We start from the raw sequence: 10740 nt of genomic DNA, 5'->3' as shown, positions 1-10740 counted from the left end.
TCGCTGTGAAGGCTGGCGAGGATGATTTGACAATGCAGCTTCTTAGAAAAGGAGCATCTCCATACCTTCCACGGAGAGGGACAGCATATAGCCCTTTCGAATATCTTCAAGTTCAGGCCAATCAAAATCGCGATGTTTTAGACATGATTGAAATTTCTGATAGAAAATTCTTTGAGAGCGGTAGGGCTTCATTCTATGGCGGGATGGATGGTCTTTTAGAGTTTATTGTTAAAACGAGGTTCCCATTTTTAAAGAAACTTCGAGATGGAAGTCGTTTGATTGATGAGTTGTTTATAAGTGGAGAAAGCTTTTTACCTATGCCTTCAAGACCAATTTGCTATGGTATAGGCCTGGATGTAATCGTCGGATTTATTGAGAAAACAGAGGGACCGATTTCGGGAATAAGCGATTTTCAGTACGCGAAATTAGGAGTTACAAGCTTTACCCAGTCATTCTATGAGAGAGGTTTAAAAGGTGCGGATAAATTCTCAAGTGAGCAGAGACTAGAACTTTTATCTGATGTCGCTCGATTTTATAGTATTTCGAGTTTAATTGGTAATTTTAAAGATCTTAGTGCAAATGACCTACCTCAGAAAGATCTAGAGGATGTAGTTTTGTTAAACGTAAAGACTATGGGAAAGAAGCAACTTCAGACCGAGTTGTTGAAAGACGATGTTGTAAGCTTTCTAAGCAAATATCCAGAGGTGTATAGAATAGCGTATAATAAAGCCGATATGGATAATTTCGAAAGAGATCAAAAAGAGCGACAGAAAGCTGAAGCTGCGAAAGGTGATGTGACAAATGTCGGCTTGCCTGGAGGTAAAGAAGTGCCGAAGGGCTCTATTGACGCAGATGTTGATAAACTCATGCAAGCTATTATAGATTTTGATGGAAACTTTAAATCGTGTGAATAGAAAGGAGGGATGCCCTCCTTTTTATTATTTAATAGCTCCGTTGCCATTACCATCAAGAGGCGGCAGGTTTTTTCTGCCACTTGATTTTGATTGTAGCTTTGGCTGACTGTGTAAATCGTTGTGGCAGAAGTCCGTGGCTAAGTTGCATGACTTAGCCATGTTCTCGCACATATCCACATTGGGGGTAGAGTAATCGGAAGAATTTAAGCGCTTTTGAACTTCCTCCATGCATTGGTGAATACCGTTGTCTGCATCACCAGCCGCAAATAGATCTATTTTGTTATCGATTTTTTCTCCAGAGATATCGTACTCGGTGAGTGTACTTTTAAGTTTATCTTTAAAAAGGCGACGCTTTTCAATAATAGGGGCGTTAGAGTTCTCGTTGTCTAGGTTGGAATCATCGAACAAGCTTCGCATATTTTCCATAGGCGAATTCCCCAAAAATGAACCTCGAAAGCCGAAAAATTTCGCTACATTGTCTAGAGACTTCGATGAGCCACTAAAGTTTATATATTGTTTTACAAATGCCCAATCACTGCTAGAAAGATCGCGATATCTACTTCCTCGAGTAACCTTCATTGTGTCTTTGCTGATATATTTTGTGCAGAAACCATATGATTGAATTTGAGCGATAACTAGTCTTTTCATGTTATCCATCTCATTTGTCCCGTAGCCATTGGATGAAGCTGGTCGTCCTGGCAATCCGTAGCTTTTGATCGGTCTGAACGAACGAGCATTTACTGCGAGTAAGGCAAGCCATTTTTCAGAGGGAACTACGTCCGATTGTCCGTGTTGAGAATAATAATCTTGAAGGCCACAGGAAATACATTGGAGCCCTACACCGATGAGCATATCTTGTTCACGACAGTTCCAACGGTCATAACCATCGCTGCCAGTGCTGCCGCTATCCACTCCGCCTTCATCATCTTGCTGCATGACCTCGGGGCGAGCCATTGAGAAGGAACCGAATATCAACACTAATGTTGCTAGGGCATATTTTAGAGTTTTCATGCCCTTCGTATCGGTTAGAAATCAGATTTCTTAAATAGAGGCGATAACGTGAGCCCGACTTCGGTCAGTTTAGGTTCGGGGAATTCTGGACCTCGGTGAATCACGCAAAGAACATGGTCCACCTTGGCTCCGATCGAGCGCAAATCCGCAGTGGACAGAACCACTTGGCCACCGGTCGTAACCACATCTTCAATGATGCAAACTTTCTTGCCAGAAATTTCAAGGCCCTCGGCAAATTTGCAAGTGCCATAGTCTTTGGCTTTCTTACGAACGAAGACACAAGGGATGCCAGTCTCAAGCGATAGAGCTGTTGCCACCGGGATGCCACCCATCTCGAGACCCGCAAGAATTTCTGTTCCGACCGGAATCAATGGCGCCATCTGTTTTGCGATCTCGCGAAGAAGTTCTGGCTGTGCCTCAAAACGATACTTATCAAAATACTCATTCGATACTTGACCAGATCGAAGCTTGAATTGACCAGTGAGATGAGCGATATCATAAATTTTTTTAGCAAGTTCCTGGCGACCCATAGTCATAAAAAACTCCTCGAATATATGCGTAGCATCGCAAAAAGGTACGGCGTACCTTTTTCATCTTAGAAGTTAGGATTGGCTTTCTTCAAGCCACTTTTTGTAGGAGTCGTTGATTGCTGCGACAGGCAGTCGCATAACGCAGGGAATGTCGTAGGGGTGAAGCTCTAGAATGCGTTTTTCCAGGGAATTTAGCGCGTCAGAGCTTTCAGAAGTTTTTAGGATCAGGATATACTCAGAGCTCGTCTCTATTTTACCTTCCCACCAGTACATCGAAGTCATTCCTGGAATAATGTTCGCACAACCGATTCTTTTTTCCTCGAGCAAAGTGCGCGAGATCGTTTCGGCTGTGGTTTGATCTGGGCAGGGAATGTAAAGCAGGGTCAAGGATTAGCTCCTGCGCATTTTTTGTTTACGCACTTGCCATTGTTCAAGCGCAAACTTACGCATGTCTTCGACAGAATCAAGTTCGTCGACGATCTCGACACCAAGAAGAGTTTCAACGGCGTCTTCCAAGCTCACAAGACCTGCTACGATACCGTATTCGTCGACGGCCAAAGCGATGTGTTCTTTTTCTTTGATGAAGAAATCAAGAACTTGAGACACAGTCATACGCTCTGGAATACTTGAAATCGGAGTCACGATATCACCGATCAGCTTATCGTGTTGGTCATTCGACAAAGCCTCGTGAATTTTATAACGATATGTCATGCCGATGATGTTATCGAGACTTCCTGAATAAACTGGAATACGCGAGAAACGAAGTGGGCGGTATTTTGTGAAGACCTCTTCCACTGTCAGCTCTTTATCCAAAGCAAAGAACACAGATCGCGGAGTCATGATGTCAGACACATAGATCTTATCGAGCATCAAAAGATTCTTGATGATATTAGATTCTTTATTCTTAAGAGTGCCTTCTTCGGCTCCGATCTCTGCCGTCATTAAGATTTCTTCGCGGCTGACTTCAGGATCTTCTTCAGATTTCGAGAAAAGCTTTCCCAACCATTCGGACATAATCACAAGAGGGTAAAGAATGATGATCATGAACTGGATCGTGTAGGCTGCAATTGGAATCAAAGCCTTCCAGTGAGAGGCACCGATGGACTTTGGAATGATCTCTGAAATGAACAAGATCGCGAACGTCAAAATGAAGGAAGCTACAGTAACGGACTTCTCGCCGAAATTCACTTGAACCTGATATGCAATGGCTGCTGAACCAAGCGTGTGTGAAATCGTGTTCAAAGTCAGAATTGCAGAGATAGGGCGGTCTAAATTTTCTTTTAAGTGCTCAAGCAATTTCGCGCTTCGGCGGTTTTCTTTAACCAAAACGCCAATGTAAGCGGAAGTGGAAGTTAAAAGAACGGCTTCAAGCAGTGAGCAAATAAATGAAATCGAAAGTGTCGATACGAACAGAATAATGAGGATCGTCATAGAAGATGTGAAGTATCCATAGTTTCTAAAATCATACCATGCCGTGAGAGGCGGCTGTCTATAGCGCACCTTGGCGCGGCCTCGATAAGTCCAGCTAAGATGATCTTTTGTCAGCGCCCTTTGACCTCGGGATCAAGATTTCGTTAGACTTTAGTCTATAACAAAGGAGTGTTTATGATGAAATCCATCGCGGGATTTACGCTATCCCTTTTAGTCGGTACTAGTGCATTTGCCTCAGTGAAAACAGAAACAGTGAAATACAAAGATGGCTCCAAAGAGCTCGAAGGTTTCATGGCTTATGACGATGCCGCAAAAAGCCCTCGTCCCGCAGTCCTGATTGTGCATCAGTGGATGGGCCTCACAGATCACGAAAAGAAGCACGCAAAGTTGTTGGCCGAGAAAGGCTATGTCGCATTTGCCTTGGATGTTTATGGTAAAGGCGTTCATCCAAAGAATACGGACGAAGCTGCTAAGATAAGTGGTCAATACAAAGAAGATCGCAAACTTTTGCGCCAACGTGAAATGGCTGCCTACAATGTTCTTAAAAAAGACAAACACGTAGATCCTTCTCATATTGTCGTGATGGGCTATTGCTTTGGCGGCATGGGCGCTCTTGAACTTGCTCGCAGTGGTGAGGCACCTCTTGTTGGTGTGGCGACATTCCACGGCGCACTTTCAAATCCACATCCTGAAGATGCAAAAAATATCAAAGAGCCCGTTCTTATCATGCACGGAGCGGTTGATCCATTCGTGAAAAAAGAAGAAGTGGATGCTTTCTTGAAAGAAATGAATGATGCGAAGGCAGATTACCAATTCATTGCTTATTCGAATGCAGTTCACGCTTTCACACAACCAGAAGCTGGTAATGACAACTCAAAAGGTGCGGCATACAACGAGAAGGCTTATCACCGTTCATGGCAGGCGTTTTCTGATTTCTTAGGTAACGTCGCTCCAGTAAAATAATTTACTTCAGATCCTTTGTCCTAACAGGCAAAGGATCTATGCTGTTTCTCATAGCCAATGTCATTTGCTGTTAAAAGACCCGTTCTTCTGTCAATTAAAGAAGATTTAAAATGAATCTATCGAGGCATGCATGACTACAAGATCCGATGCTTCGAAAAGGAAAATTGTAATAACTTTCAAGGAGCCACCGTGGAGCCGCGAGGACTAAGCACCAACGAAGTCTCGTTACGCTTGCGTCGCGACGGACCTAATGAAATTTCCTCAGCAGGTGAGCGTGCGTTTCTTCATATAGTTGTTGAGGTTCTACGCGAGCCCATGACGATTCTGTTGTTAGTTTGTGGAATGATTTACGGATTCTTGGGTGAGTTACAAGACGCGCTTATATTGTTAGGTTTTTGGGCGCTGATCATCGTTATTACTGTTTTGCAGGAAAGGAAGACCGAAAAAGCATTAAGTGCCTTGAAGAGCTTGTCCAGTCCAAGAGCGTTGGTCATTCGTGATGGTCGGTTAATAAGGATTTCTGCTCGTGAACTGGTTGTGGATGACTTAGTTCAAGTAAATGTTGGTGACGTAGTTCCAGCCGACGTTCTCATTCTTGAATCTGTTCAAGGGCAGATCGATGAATCTCTTTTAACAGGTGAATCGTTCGCAGTTTTTAAAAAAGCGAATGACAAGGCCTGGGCTGGCACCATCGTAGTTCAAGGACAAATCTTTGGGCAGGTGATAGCGACGGGAATGCGAACTCAATTGGGCAGTATCGGAAAATTGCTGGTAGCAGCATCGGTAGAGCCCACGCCGCTGAAGGCGGAAACTCAAAGAATCATAAAACGTCTCACAGTTCTTGCCATTTTCTTTAGCGTATTCACTGCCGCGGCCTATTTCTACCTTAACAAAGATCTTTTAGGAGGAGTTCTATTAGGTCTAACGTTGGCAATGGCGATTCTGCCCAACGAAATACCCGCAGTTCTGACAATCTTTCTTACTTTAGGGACGAGAAGACTCTCTGAGCGAAATGTTCTGACAAGAAAAATAACGGCCGTGGATAGTATCGGGGCGACCACTGTGTTGTGTGTAGACAAAACGGGAACACTCACAGTGAATAAGATGAAGATTCAACAAATTTACCTCAATGACTCTTCGAAGTTTTCTCGTGAAGATCTTTTGAAAATTGCAGTTCATGCTTCGAATCCGAATACCTTTGACCCAATGGAGCAGGCGATAGCAACGGAATATGATAAGAGCGCTATCCATGAGAGACCTTTTCAGCAGTTCCAATTGACCTCCGATTTTTTTGCCATGAGCAATTTGTGGTTGGAAGATTCGGGTCAGGTGTGGATCACAACCAAAGGAGCTCCCGAAACCATTATAAAAATGTGCGTGGCAGATCTCGTCGACACGCGAAGAATTCATGAGGAGGTTGAAAGGATGGCCCTCTCGGGACTTCGTGTTTTGGGAGTTGCTCAAGGGCGATTCGACAAATCTTCAGTCCCCTCGTCTCAAGAAGAACTCTCGCTAGAATTTGTTGGACTTATTGGCTTTGCAGATCCTGTCAGAGAAGGAGTTCCGAGCGCGGTTAAACAGTGCTATGAGGCAGGAATACGGGTTATCATGATGACGGGCGATCACTCTCAAACAGCTAGCTCCGTTGGGCAACAGATCGGCCTGAAAAATCCTTTGGATGTTTTGACCGGAGCTTCTCTTGAAAAGTTATCAGATAGCGAACTTTCGCAACATCTTCAAACCACCAATTGCTTTTCGCGCATGATTCCCGAGCAAAAATTGCGCATTGTAAAAATCCTTCAGGCTCAAGGCGAGGTGGTTGCTATGACCGGTGACGGTGTGAATGATGCCCCGGCACTGAAGGCGGCGAATATTGGAATTGCAATGGGTAAGAAAGGAACTGACGTTGCTCGTGAATCAGCCGCAATTGTTTTGCTCGATGATAATTTTACCACCATTGTGGAGGGGATAAAAACCGGTCGCGGGATCTACGAAAATCTAAAGTCAGCGATGAGCTACTTAGTTGCGGTTCACATACCTATTGCTGGAATTTCTATTTTACCGGTCCTGCTTAAACTTCCGATCATTTTGATGCCAGTTCATGTTGCATTTTTGCATCTTATCATAGAGCCCACTTGTTCATTAGTTTTCGAGGCCGAACCAGCCTCAAGACATCTGATGATGCGGCCGCCCCGAAGAAAGAATGAACCCATTTTCTCAAAGACAATGTTGGTACAAAGTATGATTCAAGGGCTGATACTCTATGCAGTGATTTTCGTTGCTTTCGCAATGGCTCTGCATCGAGGACAAGGCGACCTCGATGCTCGCGCCCTGGCATTTACGATTCTAATTTTCGCCAATTTGGCTTTGATCTACATGAATAGATACCATCGCGAAAGCGTTAAAAGCTCTTTGCGCAATAAGTATCTATGGCCGATTCTTTTGATATCCTTTTGCGCTCTTATGTTGGTGTTATATGTACCTTCCTTGCGAAGGATATTCCACTTCTCAGTCCTGCATTGGGACGACGTAGGTATTTCTATCTTGGCTGCTATGTTGAGCATTTTAATTTTCCAAATTTGGAAGCACTGGTTTTTTCAAAAAGATCAGCCAAGAAGCTAGTCTAGCTGAACCGAAAATGTGTATTGAGGCAGGAGTTTTTTTAGAAACTGTTCAAGCTTTGCTCCCAGGTTTATTCTAAAGAAGTCATCATGCTGAGAGGGTTTATGAAAAACCAAAGACTCTATAAAAAACTTGAATCCAAAAAGGCTACACAACTCGGCAAAATTAGTGGGCGCAAACCCAAAAAATCTGTTCATGTGGGATTAAAAAAATCTGCCACAGGCAAACATCCGAAAGAGTATTGAGAGCCTGCCGCTGAAGTTGCTACAGAGATTGCGTCGAGGTCAAATTCACAAAAGTTTTTTCTTTAATTTGTGAATTTCCTCTTCAGAGTTTCTTTGCGAAAAAAATCCTTTGATTCGGTACTTACAAAATAAATTTCTCAATTGTGATTTTCGTCACAAGAGTTTCACTTCCGTGAAGTTTTGTCACTGTTGTTGGCAGTGATGAAACTTTCGCAATTTCTCTTTCGAAACTAGGGCGAGAGCCATCGTCTGTGCTATCAAAGCACCTTTCCCATCCATAAAGGAGTTTTATGAAAGCACTTGTTCTTACAGCCCTGGTTGCATTTTCATTGGCAGCCCCTTCTGCAACGTTGGCAGTTTCCGATATGATTGCGAAGAAATCAGAACCTGCACCGAAAGATCGTGATGAAAGAAAGAACGGGGAGGAGCGCCCAGATCCTCGCGAGGAAACTTACGAGGGAAATTCACGCGGTGGTTCCTTTGATGGCGGCGGCTATGACAGCGGCTCTGAAGGTGGAATGATTGGCGAAGTTTTTTATGTGAAGAACCAAGGCAAGAAACTGGCCCCGGGTGTGAAAGTCGAAGATCGCGGCACAACATTAGTTTATACAGAAATCAGTTATGAGGATATGAGTGCCTCAGAGACCTGCACAACGATCACTCGCACAGTGCTGGATAAAGCTTCTAAGAAGGTTCTTTCGCAAGATAGTGACACGTTCTGCAACAACTGGCCGCTCTAAAGAATCGAGCAGTGAATTTTGAGCAAAAAAAAGCCCGATGTTTCCATCGGGCTTTTTTATTTAAGAAAAATCTTAAATCAGAACTACTTCTGCTCAGCTGCGCGCTTCGCTTGGTATTTCTTCGCAAGTTCGTCTTGGATGTTACGAGGTACTGGCATGTACTTCGCGAATTCCATAGAGAACTCACCTTTACCTTTAGTAGCAGAACGTAGATCAGTTGAGTAACCGAACATTTCTGTCAATGGTACTTCAGCTTCGATCACGCAGTTGCCATCAAAAGCAGTTGTTCCAACGATAGTACCACGGCGTTGGTTGATTTGACCAACCGCTGAACCTTGATATTCATCTGGAACGACAGTCTCAAGCTTCATGATCGGCTCAAGAACTGTTGGTTTCGCAGCAGCGTAAACTTCACGAAGAGCCGCCATACCAGCGATTTTAAACGCCATGTATGATGAGTCGACATCATGGTACGCGCCGTCTTCAAGAACAACTTCAACGCCAACGATCGGGAAGCCGATCAATGGACCTTTAACAGTTTGCTCTTTGAAACCTTCTTCAACAGCTGGGATAAATTCTTTAGGGATACGACCACCGACAACTTTGTTGTCGAATTTGAAGACTGCGCCATCTTCTTGTGGTGGAAGAGGTTGGATTTTACCAACGATCTTCGCGTATTGACCCGAACCACCCGTTTGTTTTTTGTGAGTGTAATCGAATTCAGCCAACTGAGAGATAGTTTCGCGGTAAGCAACCTGAGGTTGACCAACGATAACTTCACAGTTGAATTCACGCTTCATACGCTCAACATAGATTTCCAAGTGCAACTCACCCATACCAGAGATGATAGTCTCATTTGATTCCTCGTCACGGTGAACGCGGAAAGTAGGGTCTTCCTTACGGAACTTCTGCAACGCTTTAGAGAAGTTATTAGCTGCAGCTTTATCTTTTGGAGCAACTGCCAAGCTGATAACTGCGTCTGGTACGTGCATAGATTGCATAGAAGCATTGATGTCTTCAGAGCAGAAAGTATCGCCCGAAGCACAGTCAATACCGAACAATGCAACGATGTCACCAGCGTAAGCTGTTTCGATATCTTCCATCTTGTCAGAGTGCATACGCACTAGACGAGGAATCTTAACGGCTTTCTTGTTCGTTTGATTCGTGATGAAAGCACCTTTAGCAAGTTTACCTTGGTAAACACGCATGTACGTCAACTGACCGAATGGAGTCTCTTGAAGTTTAAACGCCAAGGCAACAGTCGGTTTGTTAGCATCTGGGAATAGATCGAACTTCTCTTCGCCTTTGTTAAGGTCAAGAGCTTGTTCGCGTTTTTCCGCTGGAGTTGGCAAGTAATAAGTTACGCCATCCAACAAATGCTGAACGTTTTTATTTTTGTAAGCAGAACCGCAGAATACTGGAACGAATTTCAATGCGATAACACCTTTACGGATTGCCGCTTTGATTTCGTCTACAGTTGGTTCTTCTTCCATCAAGAATTTTTCGCCGATTGAATCGTCGATATCAGCCAAAGCACCGATCAATGTTTGACGGTATTCTTTTGCTTGATCAACTAGATCAGCTGGGATTTCGATTTCAGTGATTTTCTCACCGTCTTCACCCTCATTGATGAAAGCTTTCATTTGCACAAGGTCAACGATACCACGGTGTTGGTCTTCCAAACCGATTGGGATTTGAACCATAACTGCGTTCAAACGAAGTTTCTCAACCAAAGCATCTTTAACGCGGAACGGGTTGGCACCTTGACGGTCCAATTTGTTCACGAATGCCAAACGAGGAACGCCGTAACGTTTCATTTGACGGTCAACTGTGATGGACTGAGATTGAACACCAGAAACACCGCAAAGAACTAGGATCGCACCGTCAAGAACGCGAAGAGAACGTTCAACTTCTACTGTGAAGTCCACGTGCCCCGGTGTATCGATCAAGTTAATTGTGTAGTCTTTCCACTGAACCTGAGTTGCAGCAGATTGAATCGTGATACCTTTTTCTCTCTCTAGATCCATGGAGTCCATTGTAGCGCCGACGCCGTCTTTACCACGAACTTCGTGGATAGCGTGGATCTTACCTCCATAGAACAGAATACGCTCAGAAAGTGTGGTTTTTCCCGAGTCGATGTGAGCCGAGATACCGATATTTCTGACCATATCAATATTCCATTTTTTGGACATAACTTACCCTTCGTTATCTGTAGTGATTTCTTTGCGCTTCGGCTTTTTCGCCAAAGGATTTAGCCACTTGTTTTAAAAGTTACTTTTATGAA

Annotated in this window: 10 protein-coding genes; 5 read left to right on the top strand and 5 right to left on the bottom strand. The window is 43.9% G+C overall.

Annotation, left to right across the window (positions count from 1 at the left end):
* The coding region (locus tag VF412_RS12465) for a hypothetical protein (RefSeq protein WP_331339579.1) at positions 1-914 on the top strand (914 nt) is incomplete at its 5' end.
* A gap of 24 nt (positions 915-938) precedes the next feature.
* Here VF412_RS12465 and VF412_RS12460 read toward each other — a convergent pair.
* The 4 genes from VF412_RS12460 to VF412_RS12445 form a co-directional block, all read right to left on the bottom strand.
* Positions 939-1925 (bottom strand): hypothetical protein, encoded by a 987-nt coding sequence (locus VF412_RS12460; RefSeq protein ID WP_331339578.1) that lies wholly within the window; start codon positions 1923-1925, stop codon positions 939-941.
* 14 nt (positions 1926-1939) lie between these two features.
* Positions 1940-2455, bottom strand: a complete 516-nt coding sequence (gene pyrE, locus VF412_RS12455) for an orotate phosphoribosyltransferase (protein WP_349259009.1) — start codon at positions 2453-2455, stop codon at positions 1940-1942.
* Positions 2456-2527: 72 nt separating this feature from the next.
* Positions 2528-2842 (bottom strand): divalent-cation tolerance protein CutA, encoded by a 315-nt coding sequence (gene cutA / locus VF412_RS12450; protein WP_331339576.1) that lies wholly within the window; start codon positions 2840-2842, stop codon positions 2528-2530.
* Positions 2843-2845: 3 nt separating this feature from the next.
* Entirely contained in the window at positions 2846-3886 is a 1041-nt protein-coding gene (locus tag VF412_RS12445) for a hemolysin family protein (RefSeq protein WP_331339575.1), read from the bottom strand.
* A gap of 177 nt (positions 3887-4063) precedes the next feature.
* Between VF412_RS12445 and VF412_RS12440 the strand changes: the two genes are divergently transcribed.
* The 4 genes from VF412_RS12440 to VF412_RS12425 all read left to right on the top strand — a co-directional run bounded on the left by VF412_RS12440 (position 4064) and on the right by VF412_RS12425 (position 8456).
* The gene (locus VF412_RS12440; RefSeq protein WP_349259008.1) at positions 4064-4849 is read left to right on the top strand and encodes a dienelactone hydrolase family protein; all 786 of its coding nucleotides are present in this window, start codon (positions 4064-4066) and stop codon (positions 4847-4849) included.
* Between the two features lie 189 nt (positions 4850-5038).
* Positions 5039-7471, top strand: a complete 2433-nt coding sequence (locus VF412_RS12435; RefSeq protein WP_331339573.1) for a cation-translocating P-type ATPase — start codon at positions 5039-5041, stop codon at positions 7469-7471.
* Between the two features lie 104 nt (positions 7472-7575).
* Positions 7576-7716, top strand: coding sequence for a hypothetical protein (locus tag VF412_RS12430; protein WP_331339572.1), 141 nt, complete (start codon positions 7576-7578; stop codon positions 7714-7716).
* Positions 7717-8006: 290 nt separating this feature from the next.
* Positions 8007-8456, top strand: a complete 450-nt coding sequence (locus tag VF412_RS12425) for a hypothetical protein (RefSeq protein ID WP_331339571.1) — start codon at positions 8007-8009, stop codon at positions 8454-8456.
* A gap of 83 nt (positions 8457-8539) precedes the next feature.
* Here the strand turns inward: VF412_RS12425 and fusA are convergent, their stop codons facing one another.
* The gene (gene fusA / locus VF412_RS12420) at positions 8540-10648 is read right to left on the bottom strand and encodes an elongation factor G (RefSeq protein WP_331339570.1); all 2109 of its coding nucleotides are present in this window, start codon (positions 10646-10648) and stop codon (positions 8540-8542) included.
* Positions 10649-10740: the final 92 nt, after the last annotated feature.

The sequence above is a fragment of the Bdellovibrio sp. genome (genome assembly GCF_036384735.1).
Classification (GTDB): Bacteria; Bdellovibrionota; Bdellovibrionia; order Bdellovibrionales; family Bdellovibrionaceae; genus Bdellovibrio.
Note: the sequence above shows the minus strand (reverse complement) of the source record. Positions and strands in the feature narration are given on the sequence as shown.